Genomic DNA, 21,104 nt, shown 5'->3' with positions numbered 1-21,104 from the left:
GTGTAAAGTTCATCGGAGGCGAAGAAGATGACGAAGACACGGACGATCCTGATCGCGGTCCTGTCGCTGGCGGTGGCGCTGGCGTCGTGGCGGTTCCTGGTGTTCGGAGTGGCGCAGGCGATGCCCTTCATGGCGCATCACCTCGACGGGCGGGCGGTGGCGCTTTACGCCCACATCCTGCTGGCGCCGGTGGCGCTGGCGGCGATGCCGTTCCAGTTCTGGCCACGGTTGCGGGCGCGCCGCCCGGCGCTGCACCGCTGGACGGGGCGGGTCTATGCCGGGGCGGTGTTGCTGTCGGGGCTGGGCGGGCTGTGGCTGGCGCCGGGCACCTCGGCAGGGCCGGTGGCGGCCTGGGGGTTCGGCCTGCTGGCCGTGTTGTGGCTGGGCAGCACGGCGCGGGCGGTCTGGCTGGCGCGCGCGGGCCGCATCGCGGAGCACCGGGTCTGGATGCTGCGCTCGGCCGCGATGACCTTTGGCGCGGTGACCCTGCGCCTGCAGCTGGGCCTGTTCGCGCCGCTGGTGGGGTTCGAGACGATCTACGTCATCACGGCGTGGTCGTCCTGGGTGCCGAACCTGATGCTGATCGAGTGGTGGCTGCGGCGGGACCGTGCCCGCCGCCTGCCGGTCGCGGCCTGAGAGGCGGCCTAGAGCGCGCCCTTGGTCGAGGGGATCGCGTCGCCCTTGCGCGGATCGGGTTCCACCGCGTCGCGCAGGGCCCGGGCGACGGCCTTGAAGGCGGCCTCCGCGATGTGGTGGCTGTTCAGCCCGTGCAGCTTGTCGACGTGCAGCGTGATGCCGCCGTGGGTGCTGAGCGCCTGGAAGAACTCGCGCACCAGCTCCGTGTCGAAGGTGCCGATCTTGGCACTGGGCAGGTCGACGTTCCACACGAGGTAGGGCCGGGCAGAGAGGTCGAGCGCGGCGCGCACGAGGCTGTCGTCCATCGGCAGGAGGCAGGCGCCGTACCGGCGGATGCCGCGTTTGTCGCCAAGCGCCTTCACCAGTGCCTGCCCGATGGCGATGCCGGTGTCCTCGACCGTGTGGTGGTCGTCGATGTGCAGGTCGCCCTCGGCCCGGATCGTCATGTCGATCAGCGAGTGGCGCGACAGCTGGTCCAGCATGTGATCGAAGAAACCCACGCCGGTCTGGTTGTCGTAGGTGCCGGTGCCGTCGAGGTCGAGCTCGACGGAAATGCTTGTCTCGGCGGTCTTGCGGGTCACGGTGGCGCGGCGCATCGGTCGTCCTCTTGCTGGTCGGCGCCTTATAGGGGGGCGGGGCAGGCGCGGAAAGAGGGCGCGCGCCGAAAGCCCGGCGGGTGTCGCCGTGGCGCTGCGGTGTTGGTCCGGCATGTGGAAGATTGTCGACTGGAGCGGGCGAGGCGATTCGAACGCCCGACCCTAACCTTGGCAAGGTTATGCTCTACCCCTGAGCTACGCCCGCGAACCAGTCTGTCATCTGGACCCCGTCCTGCGCGTGCGGCGCTGCTTCGGTGTCCGGCCACTTGGAGCGGGCGAGGCGATTCGAACGCCCGACCCTAACCTTGGCAAGGTTATGCTCTACCCCTGAGCTACGCCCGCGTGCCAAATGGTAGGGGGCGTTTAAGACTTCCTCGGGAGGGGCGCAAGCGGAAAAATCGGAGCCCGCGGAAAATTGTGAACGGGGCGGCGCGCAGCCCCGCCCTGCGCGGCGCCGGGGGCGGGCGGCGGGGTTCATTCCGCCGCTTCGTGGGCACACGCGCGGGGCGGCCGGACCTCTGTCCCGGTGCGGCCGTCGCCGGTGCAGACGAAGACGGTGAGGTCGTCGCCATGTGCCTTCAGGAGCGGGTCGGGGACCAGCCCGATGCGGGCGGCCAGCGCCGCGAGATCGGCCCGGTTCTGTGCGCCGGTCTTGGCCTGAACCGACGAGAGGCGCTGCCGCACGGCAGAGAACGAGATGCCAAGTGCATGCGCGATCTGCTTGTCCATCATCCCGTGGCCGACCAGGCGCAGAAGCTCTTTCTGCTTTGGGGTCAGGTGGTTGCGCTTCACGAACTCGGTCTTGAAGAGCTCCGCGTAGCGCGCGTGCCCTGCCAAGGCCGCCGCGTGCAGCGTCCAGCCGTGGCGGGTCAGCAGGGCATCGAAGGCCTCTGCGCCGTGGCTGCCGCCGAAGGCGATGAGCGCGGCATGCCCCGGGTCGCCCATGCGCAGCGGGAAGGCCACGCCGGCGTTCAGGCCCTGTTCGGCTGCGAGGTGCACATGCCGCCGCTTGTCGTCCGAGATCTCGCCCATCAGCGGCAGATAGGCGGGGCCGATCTTCAGCGGCGTGAGGTAGCGGCAGCCGTGCATCCGGAAGTTCGAAGTGTCGCGGATGTGGGGATAGGCGCGCAGCCGCTCCAGCCAGTCGGAGGTGAAGGTGGTGCGGATGAACTGCGCCTGCTCCCAGTTGCGGAAGTCCGTGGCGTAGACGTAATCGACGACGGTCAGCTCCAGCCCGTGGGCGAGATCGAGAAACAGCTCCCAGACCGCGTCGGTTGTGCGGGTCGCTTCGAGCCTCAAAAGAAAATCCAAAAGCCGTGCGGGTACGAATGTCTCGGTGGCCGCAACGGCCGCGCCATCAAAATGTTCCATGGCCGCACTGTTGCGCGGGACGCGGTCGGAGGGCAGTCCGGTTTTCCCTCACCTGACAGAATTGACAGGTGGAAACGGGTATCGGTCAGGCGGCGGGTGCCTTCGGTTCGATCAGATCCCAGCGGTTGCCCCAGGGGTCGCGGAAAACGGCGACGGTGCCATAGGGTTCGTGGCGCGGCGCTTCCTCGAAGATCACGCCCTTCGCGGTGAAGTCGGCATGGTCGCGGGCGAAGTCGTCGGTGTGCAGGAACAGCCAGACGCGCCCGCCGCCCTGCTGGCCGATGGTGTCGCGCTGGTTTCCCACGGCGCGGGCCAGCAGGATCTCGGTGGAGTGGCCGGGATGGCCGACGCGGACCCAGCGCTTGCCGCCGCCCATGTCGGTGTCTTCCTTCAGCTCGAATCCCAGCGTGTCGCGGAAAAACGCGATGCCCGCGTCGTATTCCGGCACGAGAAAGGCGAAGGCGGCGAGGGTCAGGCCCATCAGTCGTCCTTCTGGACGGGGCCGTCCTTTTTCACCCAGTCCGTAAAGCCGTCGCGCAGGTGCGCCGCGTCGAACCCCATGTCGAGCAGGGTGGCCACGGTCAGCGCAGAGCGCCAGCCTGACGCGCAGTGGAAGACGTATTGCTTGCCTTCCTGCGCGAAGACCGGCTTGTGGTAGGGGCTTTCCGGGTCGACCCAGAATTCGATCATGCCGCGCGGCGCGTGCACGGCGCCGGGGATGTAGCCCAGCTTCTGCCGTTCGCGCACATCGCGGATGTCGACAAAGACGACGTCCGGGTCCTTGAGCATCTCGATCGCCTCGGCCGTGCCGATTTCGGGGATGCGGGCGCGGGCGGCGGCGACCATGTGGGCCGCGGTTACGTTGAGTTTCTCCATGGTGTCGCAAGCTGTCCGTTTCGAAGCACTGCGGTCAAGGTAGAAGCTGGCGGCGCGGAAGGCGAGGGCGGAAATCCGGCGCAGAATGCCCTCGTGCCGGGCGTTTCGTGCTGAAAGCGACGCGTTTCGTGCAGGATAGCCCGTTGTTCAGCGCCAGGCCTCGGGGATCGGGTCGGGCGACAGCAGATCGCCCACCTGTTCCGCCTCGGCCCGCGAGAGATGCGGCAGCATCACGCGGGTGGTGTAATGGCCGTACATCCGCCCGTCGGTGGACAGCACCGACCAGTCGGCGATCTGGTCGCGCCCGAAGCTGACGCTGTCGCCCAGCGTCAGGCCGGGCAGGTAGGCGGGATCGTTGGCGAGCTGGCCGGTGAAGGTGCCGTCCTCGGCGAGGGCCAGGTTTTCGACCCAGATGACCTCGTCATCGACGTCGAAGTGATTGACGGGCAGCCGCGCCTTGAGGTTCAGCGCCGGGTGCAGGCCGCCATCCTCCGTCGCCAGCCGGGCCAGGACGAAGTCGAGATTGCTGCGCGCCTCCTCGATGGCGGCGGCCATGTCCGCGTCTTCGGGCGCGAAGTTGACCACCGGGTCCTGCGCGGCCAGGGGACCGGACAGAAGGCAAAGGACCAGCGCGGCGGCGATCCGGAGCGGTGTCTTGCGGTGCACGGGACTTCCCTGAATGTGAGCGTGGGCAACGGGATAGCACGCCGCGCGGCGCTTGCGAACAGGCGAAGGCACGGTTGCGCGGATTTCGGCCCCGGAGGTCCGCGCGGCCCGGCATCAGGTCAGACCAGATCAGAACGGAATGTCGTCCGCTGCGCAGAGGAATCGGGCGACCACCTTCTTCGTCCCGGCCTTCTCGAAGGCGATCTCCAGCTTGTCGCCCTCGATCCCCGTGACGGCGCCGTAGCCGAACTTCTGGTGGAACACGCGTTCGCCCACGGTGAAGGCCGAGACCGCCTGCATGTCGATCACCTGAGTCTTCGATTCGCGGGGCTGGCTGACCGGGCGTTCGCCGGAGCGCGCCTGCAGGCGCTTCCAGCCGGGCGAGTTGTAGACGTTGGCCTCTGCCGCGCGGGTTTCCAGCGTCGAGGACGCCCCGCCGAACCCGCCCTGCGCCGCGCCGAACCCGCCGCCGCCGTAAAGGCCGGGGGGTGTCAGCACCTCCACGTGTTCCTCGGGCAGCTCGTCGACGAAGCGCGAGGGCATCTGCGACTGCCACTGGCCGAACACCCGGCGGTTGCCCGCAAAGCTGATGGTGCAGCATTCCTCGGCCCGGGTGATGCCGACGTAGGCGAGCCGGCGTTCTTCCTCCAGCCCCTTCACGCCGCTTTCGTCCATGGAGCGCTGCGAGGGGAAGAGGCCGTCCTCCCAGCCCGGCAGGAAGACGGCGGGGAACTCCAGCCCCTTGGCGGCGTGCAGCGTCATGATCGAGACCTTGGCGCCGGATTCGTCGGTGTCGTTGTCCATGACAAGGCTGACGTGTTCGAGGAACCCCTGCAGGTTCTCGAAGCTTTCCAGCGCCTTGACCAGTTCCTTGAGGTTCTCCAGCCGGCCCGGCGCCTCCGGCGTCTTGTCGTTCTGCCACATCTCCGTGTAGCCGGATTCGTCGAGGATGATCTGCGCCAGCTCGACGTGGCTGATCTCCGGCCGGGCGTTCATCGGCTGGGCCAGATCGTCGATCACATCGTCGTCGCTGTCCACCGCGACCGTGGCCCGGGTCATCCGGCCCCAGCGGGCGAGGTCGGCCACCATTTGTCCCAGCGCCTTGGCGCCCTTGCCGGTGATGGCCTTCTGCTCGACCGCCAGCGCCGCGCCGTCCAGCAGCGAGACGCCGTTTTCGCGGGCGATGCGCTGGATGGTCTGCTGGGCCTTGTCGCCAAGGCCGCGCCTCGGCGTGTTCACGATCCGCTCGAAAGCGAGGTCGTCGGTGGGTGACACCACCAGCCGGAAGTAGGCCATGGCATCGCGAATCTCCATCCGCTCGTAGAAGCGGGGGCCGCCGATGACGCGGTAGGGCAGGCCGATGGTCAGGAAACGGTCCTCGAAGGCGCGCATCTGGTGCGAGGCGCGGACGAGGATCGCCATCTCGTCGAGGCTGAACGGCCGCATCCGGCGCGTGCCGTTCTGCATCGATTCGATTTCCTCGCCGACCCAGCGCGCCTCTTCCTCGCCGTCCCAGTGTCCGATCAGGCGGACCTTCCAGCCCTCCTGCCGATCGGTCCAGAGCTCCTTGCCGAGGCGGTTCGAATTGCCCCGGATCACGCCGGAGGCGGCGGCGAGGATGTGCGGGGTGGAGCGGTAGTTCTGTTCCAGCCGCACCACATGGGCGCCGGGAAAGTCCTTTTCGAACCGCAGGATGTTGCCCACCTCTGCGCCGCGCCAGCCGTAGATCGACTGGTCGTCGTCGCCCACGCAGCAGATGTTCTTGTGCGCCGACGCCAGCAGCCGCAGCCAGAGGTACTGCGCGACGTTGGTGTCCTGATACTCGTCCACGAGGATGTAGCGGAACCAGCGCTGGTACTGTTCCAGCACGTCCGGGTGGGTCTGGAAGATCGTCACCATGTGCAGGAGCAGGTCGCCGAAGTCGGTGGCGTTCAGCTCCTTCAGGCGTTCCTGGTATTCGGCGTAAAGGCGCGGACCCTTGTGGTTGTAGGCCCCCGCATCGGCGGCGGGCACCTTGTCGGGCGTCAGCGCGCGGTTCTTCCAGCCGTCGATGATGTTGGCCAGCTGGCGGGCGGGCCAGCGCTTGTCGTCGATGCCATGCGCCTGCACCAGTTGCTTGAGCAGGCGGAGCTGGTCGTCGGTGTCGAGGATGGTGAAGTTCGACTTCAGCCCCACGAGTTCGGCGTGCCGGCGGAGCAGCTTCACGCAGATGGAGTGGAAGGTGCCCATCCATGGCATCCCCTCCACCACCTGTCCCAGCATGTTCGAGACGCGGGTCTTCATCTCGCGCGCGGCCTTGTTGGTGAAGGTCACGCTGAGGATCTCGTTCGGGCGGGCGCGGCCGGTGTTCAGCAGGTGCACCACGCGGGCGGTCAGCGCCTTGGTCTTGCCGGTGCCGGCCCCGGCCAGCATCAGGACCGGCCCGTCGAGATGTTCGACAGCCTCCCGCTGGGCCGGGTTCAGCTCGTCCAGATAGGGGTGCGGGCGCGCGGCCATGGCGCGGGCGGAAAGCGAAGACGCCTCGAATGCGTCGAATTCGTCGTAGCTGCTCATGGCGCCAATCTAACGCCGGGGCGCCGGAAGGGGAAGGTGTGTTCGCCTTGTGTTCCGCGTGTTTTCTTGGGTCAGGTGGACATCAGCGCGCCCGAGGTCACGCCGAGCCTGCGCCGGGAGGTCTGGAAGACGGGCCGCGGCGTGTCGTCGGCGCCCCCGGTTTCCGCTGCGGAGGCGCGTGGCGCCGCGGGCGCGGGCTGCGGGCGGAGTGGCTGAACGGCGGCCGGGGCGGGCTGCACGCGCAGCGGCTGGATGGAGGCGGGCGCGGGCTGGGCTGTGGGACGTGGGGCAGGTGCTGGCGCGTCGTTCCGGGCGGCGGCGCTGCGGGCCTCGGCTTCGGCGGCGCGTTGGGCGGCGAGCGCCGGGTGCATGCGAATCGCCGGGTAGTGGTTCGGCTGGGGGGCCTGGGCCGCGGTTTGTTCGGTCTCTGCCGTCTGCGGGGCGGGTGTGTCGGCCTGCGGGGCGATGGTGCTCCGCATGGCGGCGGTCTGCTGCTTCAGGTGCGCCTCTCGCGCGGCGACGGAGGGGTCGTTGTGTGCGGGCTGCGCGGCGGTCATGTCCTGTGGCCGGGGTTGCTGGGGCGTATCTGCGGCGGCGGCCTCCGCCCGCTGGCGGGTGGTCTGTTCGGCGGCGGCGCGCACCTCGGCTGCGGCCTTCTGCGCGACCTCCGAACACCGGGCGCGTCCGGCGAGCGAGGCGCGGGCCATGCGGGCGACCAGCCCCGCCTCGGACACGCCTTCGAGCACGCAGTGGAGCGAGCCGAAGCGGTCGGACCAGCGGTCGGTCGCGGCAGAGACGGCGTCGGACAGGAACAGCGTGACCAGCCGGGGATTGCGGCGTTCCGCGAGGGTCACGATCTCCGGCAGGTAGGCGCCCGCGGTGTCGAGGTCGACCAGCAGCACGTCAGCCACGGCGCGGCGCAGGCAGCATTCGGCGACCGAGATGCTGCCGGAGCCGGTCACGTGAATGCCCGCCTCAAGGAAGGCGATCTGAAGGCGGTCCAGTCGGGGAATGTCACTGTCCAACAGCATCGCGTGCATGGTCTACTCCGGTGTTCGGGAACGCTTGGGGCAGAGCCTCGGCCATCGCGCTTAAAATAAACTGAACATTTGCGGAGAATGCGGCGGGGGCTGGCGCGGGCGTGGATTTCGGGCGAGACAAGGACCATGGACCCGCAGCAGACATACATGACCGTGGCCGACCTGAGAGCGCGTGCGCGGCGCCGCGTGCCGCGCTTTGCCTGGGCCTATCTCGACACCGCGACGGGGACGGGGGCGACCGCCCGGCGCAACCGCGCGGCGCTGGACCGGGTGGGGTTCATGCCCTCGATCCTCGACGGGGAGGTGGCGCCGGAGCTTTCCACGGAGCTTCTGGGCGTGTCCCATCCGCTGCCCTTCGGGGTGGCGCCGGTCGGGCAGTCGGGCCTTCTGTGGCCGGGCGCGGAGGCGACGCTGGCCCGGGGCGCGGCGCAGGCCGGTCTGCCCTACACGCTGTCCACGGTGGCGGCGGCCACGCCCGAGGAGATCGGTCCGCTGACCGGCGGGCAGGGGTGGTTCCAACTTTATCCGCCCCGTGCCGTGGACGTGCGGCTCGACATGCTGGCGCGGGCGCGGGACAGCGGGTTCCGCGTGCTGGTGCTGACGGTCGACGTGCCGGTGGCCTCGCGGCGGGAGGCGCAGGTCAAGGGCGGGCTGGTGCAGCCGCCGCGCCTGACGCCCCGCATCGCCGCGCAATGTGCGCTGCGGCCGGCGTGGTCGCTGGCGCGGATGCGGGCGGGGATGCCGCGGATGAAGACGCTCGATCGGTACACGACCGACCTGTCGACCCGCGATCCGACGGCACATGTGGGCTACCTGCTGCGCACCGCGCCCGACTGGGATTACGTGGCGTGGATCCGGGACCACTGGGACGGGCCGCTGGTGGTCAAGGGCGTGATGCGCGCCTCCGATGCCGCGCGGCTGGAGGCGGCGGGCGTCGATGCCGTCTGGGTGTCGAACCACGGCGGGCGCCAGTTCGACGGCGCCCCAGCCGTCGCCGAGGTGCTGCCTGAGGTGCGCGCCGCGACGACCCTGCCGGTGATCGCCGACAGCGGCTTCGAGTCGGGGCTGGACATGCTGCGGGGCATCGCGCTTGGCGCGGATTTCATCATGCTGGGCCGCGCCTGGCACTACGCGGTCTGCGCGCTGGGTGAGGACGGCCCGGCGCACCTGACCGAGATGCTGCGCCGCGATCTGGTGGCGGCCATCGGCCAGCTTGGCGTGGCGCGGCCTTCGGAACTGCGTGGCCGGACCGAGATCCTCAGCGGTTTGCCAGGAACGGGCGGGTGAAGGCCCAGCACTCGGCCGCGATATGGGCGATGATGTGGGACACCTGCCAGTCGTCGCCGCACCGTGTCAGCCGCAGGTCGGCGCGCAGCGGGTGGTCCGGAAAGAAGTCGTCGATCTTGCGTGCCGTGATCACCACGCCGTCGATGCGCTTGTCGGAAATCGCCTCTGCCTTGGTGACGACGCGGAGGGTGCGCTCGATGCCGCGGGTATGGTCGTCGTCGGCCTGCGCCAGCATCGCGGTTTCGAGGTCCTCGACGGAATAGAGCACGATCGTCCGGTCATAAGTCTCGATCGTGCAGGGCTTCCACGCCTTTCGGGACAGGGTCAGACAGCCGAAGGTCCTGATCTCCCGGTCGAGGTGATCGAGGTGTTGGCTGATCATCCAGTCGGGGCGCGCCATGAGGTTTCGCGCCAGCGCGCCCGCAGGCCGTTCGGATCTGTCGAACATGGTGGGCTCCTTGACCCGGGTCTTTCCGCAACCGAATAGATCGTCAGCGTTAATGACGGATTAAGCCGGTGCGTTTGCAAACCTGGCCTTGCTGAAAAATTAATTTGCAAACCCCTCTTGCGCCGCGGTGCGGCAAGGCGTCAAAGTAATAATGTTGCGCAAACTGACAACAATCATGCGCGAGAGGACCAACACACATGCCCGATTTCGAGAAGATTCTCGTCGCCAACCGCGGTGAAATCGCGATCCGCATCATGCGGGCTGCGAACGAGATGGGTAAGAAGACCGTCGCGGTCTTCGCAGAAGAGGACAAGCTGGGCCTTCACCGCTTCAAGGCGGACGAGGCCTACCGAATCGGGGAAGGGCTTGGCCCGGTGCAGGCCTATCTCGCGATCGATGAAATCATACGCGTTGCGAAGGAAAGCGGCGCGGACGCGATCCACCCGGGCTATGGCCTGCTGTCCGAGAACCCGGATTTCGTCGACGCCTGCGACGCGGCGGGCATCACCTTCATCGGGCCGCGGGCCGAGACGATGCGCGCGCTTGGCGACAAGGCCTCGGCCCGGCGGGTCGCCATCGAGGCGGGCGTGCCGGTCATCCCGGCGACGGAAGTGCTGGGCGACGATTTCGAGGCCATCGCCAAGGAGGCCGAGGAGATCGGCTATCCCCTGATGCTGAAGGCGTCCTGGGGCGGTGGCGGACGCGGGATGCGCCCGATCAACGGTCCGAAGGAACTGAAGGAAAAGGTGCTGGAAGGCCGGCGCGAGGCGGAGGCGGCCTTTGGCAACGGCGAGGGCTACCTCGAAAAGATGATCATCCGCGCCCGCCATGTCGAGGTTCAGATCCTCGGCGACAAGCAGGGCAACATCTACCACCTCTATGAACGCGACTGTTCGGTCCAGCGCCGCAACCAGAAGGTCGTCGAACGCGCGCCCGCGCCTTATCTTAGCGAGGCACAGCGCGAGGAGATCTGCGAACTGGGCCGCAAGATCTGCGCCCATGTGAACTACGAATGCGCGGGCACGGTCGAGTTCCTGATGGATATGGACACCGGGTCCTTCTACTTCATCGAGGTGAACCCGCGCGTGCAGGTGGAACACACCGTCACCGAGGAAGTCACCGGCATCGACATCGTGCAGGCGCAGATCCTGATCGCGGAGGGCAAGTCGCTGTCCGAGGCGACGGGCAAGGCCAGCCAGTACGACGTGCGCCTGACCGGCCACGCGCTGCAGACCCGGATCACCACCGAGGATCCGACCAACAACTTCATCCCCGACTACGGCCGCATCACCGCCTACCGGAGCGCGACCGGCATGGGCATCCGTCTGGACGGCGGCACGGCCTACGCGGGCGGGGTCATCACGCGCTACTACGATTCGCTGCTGGTGAAGGTGACGGCCAAGGCGCCGACGCCGGAGAAGGCGATCAAGCGGATGGACCGCGCCCTGCGGGAATTCCGCATCCGGGGCGTGACCACGAACATCGAGTTCGTCATCAACCTGCTGAAGCACCCGACGTTCCTGAACAACCAGTACACGACGAAGTTCATCGACACGACGCCGGAGCTGTTCGACTTCCAGAAGCGCCGCGACCGGGGCACCAAGGTGCTGACCTACATCGCCGACATCACGGTGAACGGTCATCCGGAGGTGCAGGGCCGCGCGACGCCGCATCCGGACCTGAAGCCCGCGAAGCCGCCGAAGCTGCGCGCCGATGCGCCCGCGCCGGGGACCAAGACGCTGCTGGAGGAGAAGGGCCCGAAGGCGGTTGCCGACTGGATGCTGGAGCAGAAGCAGCTTCTGATCACAGACACCACGATGCGCGACGGCCACCAGTCGCTTCTGGCGACGCGGATGCGTTCGATCGACATGATCGGCGTGGCGCCCGCCTATGCCCACAACCTGCCGCAGCTCTTCTCGATGGAGTGCTGGGGCGGGGCGACCTTCGACGTGGCCTACCGCTTCCTGCAGGAATGCCCGTGGCAGCGCCTGCGCGACCTGCGCGCGCGGATGCCCAACCTGCTGACGCAGATGCTGCTGCGCGGCGCGAACGGGGTGGGCTACACCAACTACCCCGACAACGTGGTGCAGTTCTTCGTCAAGCAGGCGGCAGAGACCGGCGTCGACGTGTTCCGCGTGTTCGATTCGCTGAACTGGGTGGAGAACATGCGCGTCGCGATGGACGCGGTTCTGGAGTCGGGCAAGATCCTCGAAGGGACGGTCTGCTACACCGGCGACATGCTGGACCCGGACCGGTCGAAGTACGACCTGAAGTACTACGTCTCCATGGCGAAGGAGCTGCGGGACGCGGGCGCGCATGTGCTGGGTCTGAAGGACATGGCGGGCCTCCTGAAGGCCAATGCCGCCTACACGCTGGTCAAGACACTGAAGGAAGAGGTCGGCCTGCCGGTCCACTTCCACACGCACGACACCTCGGGCGCGGCGATTGCCACGATCATGGAGGCGTCGCGCGCCGGTGTGGACTGCGTCGATGCGGCGATGGACGCGCTGTCGGGCAACACCTCGCAGCCGACGCTGGGGTCGGTGGTCGAGGCGCTGCGCTTTACCGAGCGGGACACCGGCCTCGACATGGCCGCGATCCGCGCGATTTCCAACTACTGGGAGGCGGTGCGCGGCCAGTACGCGGCGTTCGAGAGCGGCATGCAGGCCCCGGCCTCGGAGGTCTACCTCCACGAGATGCCGGGCGGGCAGTTCACCAACCTGAAGGCCCAGGCGCGCAGCCTGGGGCTGGAGGAACGCTGGCACGAGGTCGCCCAGACCTATGCCGACGTGAACCAGATGTTCGGTGATATCGTGAAGGTCACGCCGTCCTCGAAGGTCGTGGGGGACATGGCGCTGATGATGGTCAGCCAGGGCCTGACGCGCGAACAGGTCGAGGACCCGAAGACGGACCTGAGCTTCCCGGATTCGGTCATCGACATGATGAAGGGCAACCTCGGGCAGCCCCCGGGCGGCTGGCCGAAGAAGATCCAGAAGAAGATCCTGAAGGACGAGAAGCCCTTCACCGAGCGTCCAGGCCTGAAGGCGGCGCCGGTCGACATCGCCGAGAAACGCGCCGAGCTGGAGAAGACCATCGAGGGTGTGGAGTTCGACGACGAGGATCTGAACGGTTACCTGATGTACCCCAAGGTCTTCACCGAATACGCCGCGCGCCACGAGACCTACGGCCCGGTGCGGGTGCTGCCGACGCGGACGTTCTTCTACGGGATGGAGCCCAGCGAGGAGATCACCGCCGAGATCGACCCGGGCAAGACGCTGGAGATCCGGCTGCAGGCGGTGGGCGGCACGCAGGACGACGGCGAGGTGCGGGTGTTCTTCGAACTGAACGGCCAGCCGCGCACCATCCGCGTGCCCGACCGCAAGGCCAGGGCGGCCGGTGGCGCAAAGCCCAAGGCGGAGGTCGGCAACCCCAACCACATCGGTGCGCCGATGCCGGGGGTGGTGTCCTCCATCGTCGTGAAGGCGGGCGACAAGGTCAAGACAGGCGACCTGCTGCTGACCATCGAGGCGATGAAGATGGAATCGGGGATGCACGCCGAACGCGACGGCACGGTGAAGGCCGTGCATGTCGCCGCGGGCGCACAGATCGACGCCAAGGACCTGCTGGTCGAAATGGAGTGATCCGGGCCCTTGGGGGCCGGAAAAGGGAAGGGCGCGGGGGATCACCTCCGCGCCCTTTTTCATGGGTGTGTCGTTGTCACCGGGGGCGGCGGCGTCAGCCGGCGGTCGCCAGTTCCGATCCGTCGGTGGCCCGGCCCAAAGGCATCCCGCGCCGGACGGCCACGGTCAGCCCGTGCACCGCTTCGCCGCGATCTTCGCGCAGGACGACCTCGGCCATGTGGGCGATGGTCAGGCCCGCATCCTTCAGCAGCGTCTCGACGTAGTCGCGGGAATGGGCAAAGCGCCGGGTTTCGCGCAGCAGGACGGGGGCGTCGCCCAGTTCGACGGTGAAGGCGAAGAGCCCTCCGGGCCGCAGGGCATCGACCGCCCAGGCCACCGGCTGTTCGAGCGCGCCGAGATAGTTGAACACATCCGCTGCGACGATCAGGTCATAGCGGTCCGGGCGCCGGTCCAGCGTGGCGATGTCCTGCTTTTCGAGGTGGTCGTAGAGGCCCTTGGCCTCCGCCTCGTTGAGCATGTGCTGCGACAGGTCCAGCCCGTCGAGCCGCGCCACGTGCGGCCGCAGCAGCTCGCCCATCAGGCCGGTGCCGCAGCCGAGGTCCAGCGCGTGGTCTGCCCGGTCCAGCCCGGCGGCCTTCAGCGCGGCAAGCACCACCTCCGGCCCGCGATAGGCGAGCCGGTCGCGCAGGGAGCGTTCGAAGCGCGGCGCGTACTGGTCGAAGAGCAGTTCGACGAAGGCCGGGGGCAAGGTTTCGGTGATCGGCACGTCGCGCGCGAGGTCGCGGTTGATGCCCGCACCCAGCGGGTCGGTCGGGTCGGCCTCGACCGCCCGGGTCCAGGCCTCGGCGGCGGCGGGGAGGTCGCCCGCGGCCTTCAGGTACTCGCCCAGGCGGAACCATCCGGCAGCCCAGTCAGGGGCAAGCGCAAGCGCCTGTTCGAGGATGTCGATGGCGGCGGGCAGGTCGCCCAGATACGCCATGTTTTCGGCGAAACCGGCGCGGCTGTCGGCCGCGGGCACGCCGGAGGAGAAGAGAGCTCCGGTCATTCCTTGTCACTTCATAGGGCCCGCTTGTTTCCCGCATCCTTCAGGGACGGGCACGCGGCGGACGGCACGAGTCTCACGGATCGGGGTCCGTGCGGAGCGGCGGATACGCCGGGTTCGCGATGCCGTCAATGGGGCGCTGTGTTGCTGTGGTGCCGGGCCGCGGAAGCCCTGCCACAGACGCCTCGCGTCAGCCGATGGGCAGGGGCGCGTCGGCCTTGGGCTGGTCCATGACGATCTGGCTGTGCACGCGCGAGACCACGGGATGCGCCAGCAGAACCTCGTGGATCAGCGTGTTGAGCGCGGGCAGGTCGGAGCAGTAGACCCGCAGGAGGTAGTCGGCCTCGCCGGTCATGGTCCAGGCGGATGTGATCTCGGACCGGGTGCGCAGGAGCCGGGCAAAGGCCGCGCCTTCCTCGGCGCCGTGGCGGGCCAGTTGCACCTGTATGAAGGCCTGCACGTCGAGCCCCAGCCGCGCCGGGTCGAGCGTCGCGCGGTAGCCGCGGATCACGCCGGTCTCCTCCAGCCGCTGCCGCCGCCGCCCGGCCTGGCTGGCCGACAGGTTCAGCGCCTCGCCCAGTTCCTGCGCGGTGGCCTGCCCGCGGGTCTGCAGCCGTTCCAGCAGGGCGATGTCGGTCTGGTCCAGATTGGCGCGGTTTTCGTGCATGTTTCCTCCGGTTCGTGCGAATCCTGCGCGTGCAGCGTTCCATTAGGGCGAAGAATGCGCGCAAGCCGCGCGCCGGTAAAGGCATACTGGGGGCAGGAAACAGAAATACGCACGAACAGGAGGACACCATGGGACCTTTCCCGCACGACGCACCGCAGTCCACCATCACCGCCGAGAACCCGGCTGGCACCGACGGCTTCGAATTCGTCGAATTTGCCCATCCCGACCCGGAAGAGCTGCGCACGCTTTTCCGCCGCATGGGGTATGAGCACGTCGCCAACCACAAGACGAAGCAGGTGGAGCTTTGGCAGCAGGGTGACATCACCTACGTGCTGAACGCCGACCCCGAGAGCTTTGCCGCCCGGTTCGTGGAAGAGCACGGCCCCTGCGCGCCATCGATGGCGTGGCGCGTGGTCGACGCCCAGAAGGCGTTTGAACACGCGGTGGCCAAGGGGGCGGAGCCTTACGAGGGCACCGACAAGACCGTCGACTGGCCCGCGATCAAGGGCATCGGCGGGTCGCTCCTGTACTTCACCGACCAGTATTACGACACCTCGCCATACAACGAGGAATTCGACTGGATCGCCCAGTCGAAGCCGAAGGGTGTGGGGTTCTACTACCTCGACCACCTGACCCACAACGTGTTCAAGGGCAACATGGACACGTGGTTCCGGTTCTACGGCGACCTGTTCAACTTCCGCGAGATCCGGTTCTTCGACATCGAGGGCAAGTACACCGGCCTGCTGAGCCGCGCGCTGACCTCGCCCTGCGGCCGCATCCGCATCCCGATCAACGAGGACCGGGGCGAAACCGGGCAGATCGTGGCCTATCTGAAAAAGTATAAGGGCGAGGGCATCCAGCACATCGCCGTGGGGGCGCGCGACATCTACGATGCGACCGACGCGATTGCCGACAACGGCTTGAAGTTCATGCCGGGGCCGCCGGACACCTACTACGACCTGTCCTACGACCGCGTGCAGGGCCATGACGAGCCGATGGACCGGATGAAGAAGCACGGCATCCTGATCGACGGCGAAGGCGTGGTCGACGGGGGCGAGACGCGCATCCTGCTGCAGATCTTCTCGAAGACGGTGATCGGACCGATCTTCTTCGAGTTCATCCAGCGCAAGGGCGACGACGGCTTTGGCGAGGGCAACTTCAAGGCGCTCTTCGAGTCGATCGAACGGGAGCAGATCGAGAACGGCGAAATCGCCGCGGAGTGATCGGGCCCGGGGCGCGCGTGCGCCCGAACAAGACGACCCAGGGAGGAGAGGGGGAAGGGCGCCGTTCGCGGCGCCCTTCTTCTTTGGTCCCGGCCGGGGGGCGCGTCAGGGCCAGAGCATCCAGATATAGGCGGCGTAGCCTGCGACGAGCACCGCGCCTTCCCGCCGCGCGATCCTGAGGCCGGTCGCCGCGAAGATCACCAGCAGGACGGACACGCCGACCATGAGCGGCGCATCGAAACCGGCGATCTCGGACGGCACCTGCGAGGGCGCGATCAGCGCGGTGGTGCCGCCGATCCCGAGGATGTTGTAGATGTTCGATCCCACCACGTTGCCGAAGGCCACGTCGCCCTGCCGCTTCAACGCGGCGATGACGGAGGTGACGAGTTCAGGCATCGAGGTGCCCACCGCCACGATGGTCAGGCCGATCACTGTCTCGGACACGCCGAAGCCCCGCGCCAGCGCCACCGCGCCGTTCACCAGGAGCGAGCCGCCCGCCACCACGATCACCAGCCCGCCCAGGGCGATGAGCAGCGGGATGGCGAGGTGTCTTGCGGGGTGCGGCGGGGCAAGGCCCGGGTCTGCCTCCGCAAGGGCGAGGCTCTTGTCGTGGATCGCGCCGCCACCGGGGCCGGTGCGCTCCTGCTGGATGACGAAGGCGATATAAAGCACGAGGGCCGCGACAAGCGCCGCCCCGACGATCCGCCCCATCGGCACGAGAACCGCGAGCACGGCAAAGAGCACGGCCACCAGCAACATCGCCATGGCGTCGCGGCGCAGCGCGGAGCGCGCCACGATGACCGGGCAGATCAGCGCCGAGATGCCTGCGATCAGCAGGATGTTGGCGATGTTGGAGCCGACGATGTTGCCGTAGGCGATGCCCGGCGATCCGCTCAGTCCGGCCTGCACCGAGGTGACGAGTTCCGGCATCGAGGTGCCGAAGCCCACCAGCGTCAGGCCGATGACAAGCGGCGATATCCCGATCCGTTCCGCGGCCTGAACGGCGCCGCGCACCAACAACTCTCCCCCGATCACGAGAAGCACAAGCCCCGCAATGAGTGGCACCCAGGTATCGAACATGATGATCCTCCAGCCGCATCACGTGCGGCGCGTCGAGCGTAAGTGGTGAGGGCCGGGCAAACTTCAATGCGGCCGCAAGGGGCGCCTGACAAAAGGATCGGGTCAGGCGGAAGCTTGCTTGGGACCCTCCGCCGGGGCCGGTGCTGTGCACCGCGGCGGGGTGGGCCATGGCCCGATGGAACGGGCCCTGCGGACCCGTTGGGGAAGGCGTGCCGGTGCCGTGCGGGTCAGCCGCGCGGCATCTGCAGCGTCACGTTGCGGCCGCCCTTGGTGTATTGCAGTTCGGAGTCGCCGATGGCGGCAACACGTCCGCCGTCCAGCTTGTCGCCGACCTTCACCTTCAGGTACTTGCCGCTGGCCAGGCGCACCAGGGCGCGGCGGTTGGCCGGGGTGCCGTAGACCCCGATCAGGTTGATCCGGCTGAGGTTGATCGCGTTCCGCACCGTGGCCGACGACGCGACCGAGGCGCTCGACGGCACCGAGGGGGCCACGACGCGCGGCGCCACGGCGGCGGTCTGCACCGGCTCTGTCGGGCGTTCGCGTTCGGCGCGTTCGACGATGGCGCTCATGTTGCGCGGGCGGCCGACCGGCTCCAGCGAATTGCGGACGGCGAGGTCGGTGGCGGGCGAGGAGGGTTCCTCCTCGACGGCCTCTTCCTGCGCGGTGCGCGGGCGGGCCAGCGGGCGGAATTCCTCGAGCTCCTGCAGGGAGATGCCGCCAAGCGTCGCGCGCTCCTGCTGCTCCACCACATCGTCGGGACGGGCCTCGGGGCGGAAGTCGGACAGCGGATCGGTGACGGCCGGCGCGGCATCGGGGGTATCGGTCGCGTCAGGCGCGTCGGTTGTGACGGGCGTGTCCGGTCCGGGCAGCGCGGCCAGTTCGACCGGCGGATTGCGCAGCGGCGGCACCACCGGCGGCGGGCCGGTGTAGACGCGCAGGCCGTCCGGGGTCAGTGCGCCTTCGGGCGTGGCGCGGACCACGCCGCGCTCGTCGATGTCGAAGGTCATGCCCGCGGGCGGCGGCAGGCCCGGGTCCACGGGGACGGGCTGGGACAGCAGATCCGGCGCCTCGGGCAGGGCCACGGCGTCGAACATCCGCACAGACGGGTCGATGGAGGCGACGTAGACGTTCTCCACCCCGTCGTCCGGCGGCGTCAGCGGCGAGGCGGGCGAGCGCTGCCAGATGCCCGTCGCGGCATAGGTCGCGTCGGCCTCTTCCGGGGTCAGCGCGCGGGCCGGGACGGGGGTGCTGCGCGGCGCAGGCGCGTCGGCGGTGTCTGCCGGCTCCGGCTGCGCGGCTGCGAGGTCGACGGTGTCTTCCTGCGCTTCGGGGGCGGTTTCCGTGCCTGCCGTGGTGCCGGTCTGGTCGTTGGCCGTCGCCTCCGGCGTCGCCGAAGAGGACACAGTGGGGTCTTCGGTGGCGACCGGGTCTGGCAGCGCCGCGACGGCAGTCGGTTCGTCCTGTCCGCGGAAGAAGCGGGCCAGCCCGTCCTCGAGGAAGACCGAGGCCCAGGCCGCCACGCCCACGAGGAACAGCAGCAGCCCGGCGGTCAGCATCAGGCCGAGGAAGCGGGGTTTGCCGCCCACGGCCTGCTGTTCCCGCGCGCCGAAGACGGTCATGCGGTCGCGTTCCTCGCGCTGGCTCATCTGGCTGCGGCGGTCGCGTTCCAGCGCGGGCTTGCCCGGGGTGACCGGCGCGATGTTGGGCGCGGTTCGTGCCATCGGCTTGGCGACCGGCAGCGGGAGATCGTCGACCGCTTCGGGATCGGGCTGGATCTTCAGCGGCGCGAGCGCCGCGCCGGTGGGCGCGGGCGGAATGCGTTCCGGGGCGGCTGTGACCTTGGCCAGCTTCGCGACACGCGCGGCGGCGGGCGGCACCGCATCGGGCGCGCGCAGGGCCGCGAGCCGTGCAAGCGGGCTGGCGCCGGAGGCGGCCACGGCGACCGCGGGTGCTGCCACGTTCGCTGGCGTAGGGGCAGGCGCGGGCGTCTTGTCGCGCCGGGACAGGCGCAGGCCGGACTTGCGTTTCGCCGGGGCCTCTGCCGGTGCCGCCTGCGGGGCGGGGTCAGCGAAGGCCGGGCGGTCCGTGGCCGGGGCGCGGCGCTTGTCCTTGCGGCCAAGGCGCAGGCCGGATTTCTTCGGCGTCTTCGGGCGCGCCTCGCCCTCGGACTTGGAGGTCGTGCGCGGCAGGGCCGATCCGAACCGCGGGGCCTCTCCGGTCTGCGGGCTGGCGGCGCCGAGTGTCGGGGCTGCGGTGCCTGCCTCCGGTCGGGAGGGCACACCGAGCGGGCGGGCTTGGGTGTCGGCGTCCGCGCGTCCGGCGGCGCCGAGCGTGGGGGCCGAATTGCTGGCGTCGGGATGGGACGGTGCGCCAAGCGCGCGTGCCGTGGTTCCGCCCTGACGGTCGCCTGCCGGGCCCACGGCGCGGGACGCGGCGGCGAGCGCGGGCTCATCCGTGCGCGGCGCCGGGGCTGCGGGAAGCGGCAGGGTGCCTGCGGGGATCGTGGTCTCGTCCGTCCGGGCCGTCAGCGGTGTGCCGGGCGCCGGGGGCGTGGCCTGTGCCTGCGGCTTCGGCGCTTCGGGTGTGCGGCCCATCGGCATGGCTGCCGGTTTCAGATCCGGCAGCCCCTCGATGTGATCGGAGGTGACATGCGAGTCGCGGGTGCGCATCTCGGGCGTGGCCAGCGGCGTGAAGCGCGCGCGGCGCGGCGGCACGTCTGTCGAGGGCACGAGGTTCGGGCGCGGCGCCGGGGGCACACGCCCGTCGGCGCGCAGCGTGCGGGACGATGCGAAGGCGACAGGCGCCGCCTCGGCGGGGGCGGCCTCGGTGCCGCTGTCCGAGGGCTGCGGCGCGGCATCGGTCTTGTGCGTGGCGACGGGGTCGGGGCGCGCGGGGGCGTCCACGTCCGGGAGGACCGGCATTGCAGGGGGCATCGCGGCCTTCCGCGGCATGGCCGGTGCGGCTGATGCGGGGATCGTCCTGTCGTCGGAAGCGGCGCGTGCCGTTTCGGGCTCTGACACCGCGTGGTCCGCGTTACCCGAAGGCGGCAGCGCGGCGGCCTCTTCTTCATCTGTTGCCGGGGCGAAGTTGGCCGGGGCGCGGTGCACCGGGGCCTCGTCGCGCAGCGGCAGCGCGGGGGCGTCGTCCTTCGTGGCGGCAACCGGCTTGGTGGCAACCGGCGCCATGTTGCGCGCTTCCGGGAGTTCCGCCGCGACGTGATCGGGCATCTCCGGCGTGCTGAGCGGTTCTGGTGCGGCCACCGGATCGGGCTTGCGGGGCGCCGGGGCGGCGGCGGAGACCGGGGTCAGGGCCGCTTCGGTGGCCGGCACGATCTCGATGGCGCGGGACGGGCGGTCCGCCGCGCGCTTCCATGTCCGCGCCTTGCCGAAGTAGACCGCGCCGTCGAACGCGCCGTCGGGCGCCTGCGCAAGGTGGCAGACCGGCGTGAAGCCGTGTTCCTTGGCGAAGGTCTCTGCCTCGTCCAGCGTCTCGCGGGCGACGGCGGCGATCTGCAGCCGTCCGCCGACCAGCGCGTGGTCGTAGGCCAGCGCGCTCAGCGGGTAGGGCGTGGCCCCGTCCAGCGCGGCGCGGATCGCCACGTCGCGCGCCGAGGCGTCCCCGCCAAAGTCCGGCAGGTCGAGGAAGCGGATCTGCTCCGTCGGGATGACGATGGCGACCTCGGCCCCCTTGGGGTCGAGCTTTTCGGCGCGGTCACGCATGGCGATGACCGCGACATCAAGGTCCGGGTGGTCGATGGGCACCTCTTCGATACGGGCCCAGGAGGACCCGACACGACGCAGCAAGGCGATGCCTTCGAACGAAAGGGCGAGCGCAAAATTCGATACCATGGCGCGGGTCTTACCAGTCCTGCCGTGCTCGGGGGAGGGTTTATCCCTTTTGCATGAAGTATATGGCAACTCTTCGCCGAGGGGAAGAAAGACCTCGCTCAGGGGATGGACGCCGACCGCCCGATGACCG

General features: G+C 69.1%; 16 protein-coding genes and 2 tRNA genes. 4 read left to right on the top strand and 14 right to left on the bottom strand.

What is annotated here, in order from left to right:
* Positions 1-27 precede the first annotated feature (27 nt).
* A complete protein-coding gene (locus ACU0DV_RS17200; protein WP_446243124.1) occupies positions 28-636 on the top strand; it encodes a DUF2306 domain-containing protein in 609 nt (202 codons plus the stop codon).
* Between the two features lie 8 nt (positions 637-644).
* On the opposite strand, the gene hisB is transcribed toward ACU0DV_RS17200, so the two are convergent.
* From hisB to ACU0DV_RS17155, 9 genes are all read right to left on the bottom strand, one after another.
* Positions 645-1,232 carry an imidazoleglycerol-phosphate dehydratase HisB gene (gene hisB, locus ACU0DV_RS17195; protein ID WP_283982896.1) on the bottom strand — a complete coding sequence of 196 codons (588 nt, stop codon included), beginning with the start codon at positions 1,230-1,232 and terminating at the stop codon, positions 645-647.
* Between the two features lie 130 nt (positions 1,233-1,362).
* Positions 1,363-1,437 (bottom strand) — tRNA-Gly (locus tag ACU0DV_RS17190).
* Between the two features lie 62 nt (positions 1,438-1,499).
* Positions 1,500-1,574: transfer RNA gene (locus tag ACU0DV_RS17185), tRNA-Gly, on the bottom strand.
* A gap of 132 nt (positions 1,575-1,706) precedes the next feature.
* Positions 1,707-2,603 carry a helix-turn-helix transcriptional regulator gene (locus ACU0DV_RS17180; protein WP_100927180.1) on the bottom strand — a complete coding sequence of 299 codons (897 nt, stop codon included), beginning with the start codon at positions 2,601-2,603 and terminating at the stop codon, positions 1,707-1,709.
* 85 nt (positions 2,604-2,688) lie between these two features.
* The gene (locus ACU0DV_RS17175; RefSeq protein ID WP_370313404.1) at positions 2,689-3,084 is read right to left on the bottom strand and encodes a VOC family protein; all 396 of its coding nucleotides are present in this window, start codon (positions 3,082-3,084) and stop codon (positions 2,689-2,691) included.
* Entirely contained in the window at positions 3,084-3,479 is a 396-nt protein-coding gene (locus ACU0DV_RS17170; protein WP_446243125.1) for a rhodanese-like domain-containing protein, read from the bottom strand. The genes ACU0DV_RS17175 and ACU0DV_RS17170 overlap by 1 nt, the downstream gene beginning before the upstream one ends.
* A gap of 147 nt (positions 3,480-3,626) precedes the next feature.
* Positions 3,627-4,145, bottom strand: a complete 519-nt coding sequence (locus ACU0DV_RS17165; RefSeq protein WP_100927177.1) for a YegJ family protein — start codon at positions 4,143-4,145, stop codon at positions 3,627-3,629.
* A 129-nt stretch (positions 4,146-4,274) separates the two neighbouring features.
* Positions 4,275-6,698: an ATP-dependent helicase gene (locus ACU0DV_RS17160; RefSeq protein WP_446243126.1), complete on the bottom strand. Its 2,424-nt coding sequence runs from the start codon at positions 6,696-6,698 to the stop codon at positions 4,275-4,277.
* Positions 6,699-6,769: 71 nt separating this feature from the next.
* Entirely contained in the window at positions 6,770-7,738 is a 969-nt protein-coding gene (locus ACU0DV_RS17155; RefSeq protein ID WP_446243127.1) for a hypothetical protein, read from the bottom strand.
* Positions 7,739-7,816: 78 nt separating this feature from the next.
* On the opposite strand from ACU0DV_RS17155, the gene ACU0DV_RS17150 reads away from it, so the two are divergent.
* Complete coding sequence (locus tag ACU0DV_RS17150; protein ID WP_446243128.1) at positions 7,817-9,025, top strand: alpha-hydroxy acid oxidase; 1,209 nt, start codon at positions 7,817-7,819, stop codon at positions 9,023-9,025.
* On the opposite strand, the gene ACU0DV_RS17145 is transcribed toward ACU0DV_RS17150, so the two are convergent.
* Positions 8,997-9,473, bottom strand: a complete 477-nt coding sequence (locus tag ACU0DV_RS17145) for a hypothetical protein (protein WP_100927173.1) — start codon at positions 9,471-9,473, stop codon at positions 8,997-8,999. The genes ACU0DV_RS17150 and ACU0DV_RS17145 overlap by 29 nt on opposite strands.
* A gap of 197 nt (positions 9,474-9,670) precedes the next feature.
* On the opposite strand from ACU0DV_RS17145, the gene ACU0DV_RS17140 reads away from it, so the two are divergent.
* Positions 9,671-13,114 (top strand): pyruvate carboxylase, encoded by a 3,444-nt coding sequence (locus tag ACU0DV_RS17140; protein ID WP_446243129.1) that lies wholly within the window; start codon positions 9,671-9,673, stop codon positions 13,112-13,114.
* A gap of 94 nt (positions 13,115-13,208) precedes the next feature.
* On the opposite strand, the gene ACU0DV_RS17135 is transcribed toward ACU0DV_RS17140, so the two are convergent.
* A complete protein-coding gene (locus ACU0DV_RS17135; protein WP_446243130.1) occupies positions 13,209-14,159 on the bottom strand; it encodes a methyltransferase domain-containing protein in 951 nt (316 codons plus the stop codon).
* 187 nt (positions 14,160-14,346) lie between these two features.
* Positions 14,347-14,823 (bottom strand): Lrp/AsnC family transcriptional regulator, encoded by a 477-nt coding sequence (locus ACU0DV_RS17130; RefSeq protein WP_254698281.1) that lies wholly within the window; start codon positions 14,821-14,823, stop codon positions 14,347-14,349.
* 128 nt (positions 14,824-14,951) lie between these two features.
* Here ACU0DV_RS17130 and hppD point away from each other — a divergent pair, with 128 nt between their 5' ends.
* On the top strand, positions 14,952-16,046 hold the full coding sequence (gene hppD / locus ACU0DV_RS17125) for a 4-hydroxyphenylpyruvate dioxygenase (protein WP_283982906.1): 1,095 nt from the start codon (positions 14,952-14,954) through the stop codon (positions 16,044-16,046).
* Between the two features lie 105 nt (positions 16,047-16,151).
* Here hppD and ACU0DV_RS17120 read toward each other — a convergent pair whose 3' ends face one another.
* Both ACU0DV_RS17120 and ACU0DV_RS17115 read right to left on the bottom strand, forming a co-directional pair.
* Complete coding sequence (locus tag ACU0DV_RS17120) at positions 16,152-17,126, bottom strand: calcium/sodium antiporter (protein ID WP_100927169.1); 975 nt, start codon at positions 17,124-17,126, stop codon at positions 16,152-16,154.
* Positions 17,127-17,353: 227 nt separating this feature from the next.
* The gene (locus tag ACU0DV_RS17115) at positions 17,354-20,974 is read right to left on the bottom strand and encodes a hypothetical protein (RefSeq protein ID WP_446243131.1); all 3,621 of its coding nucleotides are present in this window, start codon (positions 20,972-20,974) and stop codon (positions 17,354-17,356) included.
* Between the last annotated feature and the right edge of the window lie 130 nt (positions 20,975-21,104).

It is taken from the genome of Sagittula sp. (assembly GCF_052825245.1).
The sequence above is the reverse complement of the archived record's forward strand: the minus strand, read 5'-3'. Positions and strand labels throughout refer to the sequence as shown.

What these genes read in the sequence shown, in the direction of transcription:
- ACU0DV_RS17130 (WP_254698281.1), bottom strand. Translation starts at nt 14,823, where the DNA reads ATGCACGAAAACCGCGCCAATCTGGACCAGACCGACATCGCCCTGCTG.
- ACU0DV_RS17115 (WP_446243131.1), bottom strand. Translation starts at nt 20,974, where the DNA reads ATGGTATCGAATTTTGCGCTCGCCCTTTCGTTCGAAGGCATCGCCTTG.
- ACU0DV_RS17150 (WP_446243128.1), top strand. Translation starts at nt 7,817, where the DNA reads ATGCGGCGGGGGCTGGCGCGGGCGTGGATTTCGGGCGAGACAAGGACC.
- ACU0DV_RS17170 (WP_446243125.1), bottom strand. Translation starts at nt 3,479, where the DNA reads ATGGAGAAACTCAACGTAACCGCGGCCCACATGGTCGCCGCCGCCCGC.
- ACU0DV_RS17140 (WP_446243129.1), top strand. Translation starts at nt 9,671, where the DNA reads ATGCCCGATTTCGAGAAGATTCTCGTCGCCAACCGCGGTGAAATCGCG.
- hisB (WP_283982896.1), bottom strand. Translation starts at nt 1,232, where the DNA reads ATGCGCCGCGCCACCGTGACCCGCAAGACCGCCGAGACAAGCATTTCC.
- ACU0DV_RS17200 (WP_446243124.1), top strand. Translation starts at nt 28, where the DNA reads ATGACGAAGACACGGACGATCCTGATCGCGGTCCTGTCGCTGGCGGTG.
- ACU0DV_RS17180 (WP_100927180.1), bottom strand. Translation starts at nt 2,603, where the DNA reads ATGGAACATTTTGATGGCGCGGCCGTTGCGGCCACCGAGACATTCGTA.
- ACU0DV_RS17155 (WP_446243127.1), bottom strand. Translation starts at nt 7,738, where the DNA reads ATGCACGCGATGCTGTTGGACAGTGACATTCCCCGACTGGACCGCCTT.
- ACU0DV_RS17145 (WP_100927173.1), bottom strand. Translation starts at nt 9,473, where the DNA reads ATGTTCGACAGATCCGAACGGCCTGCGGGCGCGCTGGCGCGAAACCTC.
- ACU0DV_RS17175 (WP_370313404.1), bottom strand. Translation starts at nt 3,084, where the DNA reads ATGGGCCTGACCCTCGCCGCCTTCGCCTTTCTCGTGCCGGAATACGAC.
- ACU0DV_RS17120 (WP_100927169.1), bottom strand. Translation starts at nt 17,126, where the DNA reads ATGTTCGATACCTGGGTGCCACTCATTGCGGGGCTTGTGCTTCTCGTG.
- ACU0DV_RS17160 (WP_446243126.1), bottom strand. Translation starts at nt 6,698, where the DNA reads ATGAGCAGCTACGACGAATTCGACGCATTCGAGGCGTCTTCGCTTTCC.
- hppD (WP_283982906.1), top strand. Translation starts at nt 14,952, where the DNA reads ATGGGACCTTTCCCGCACGACGCACCGCAGTCCACCATCACCGCCGAG.
- ACU0DV_RS17135 (WP_446243130.1), bottom strand. Translation starts at nt 14,159, where the DNA reads ATGACCGGAGCTCTCTTCTCCTCCGGCGTGCCCGCGGCCGACAGCCGC.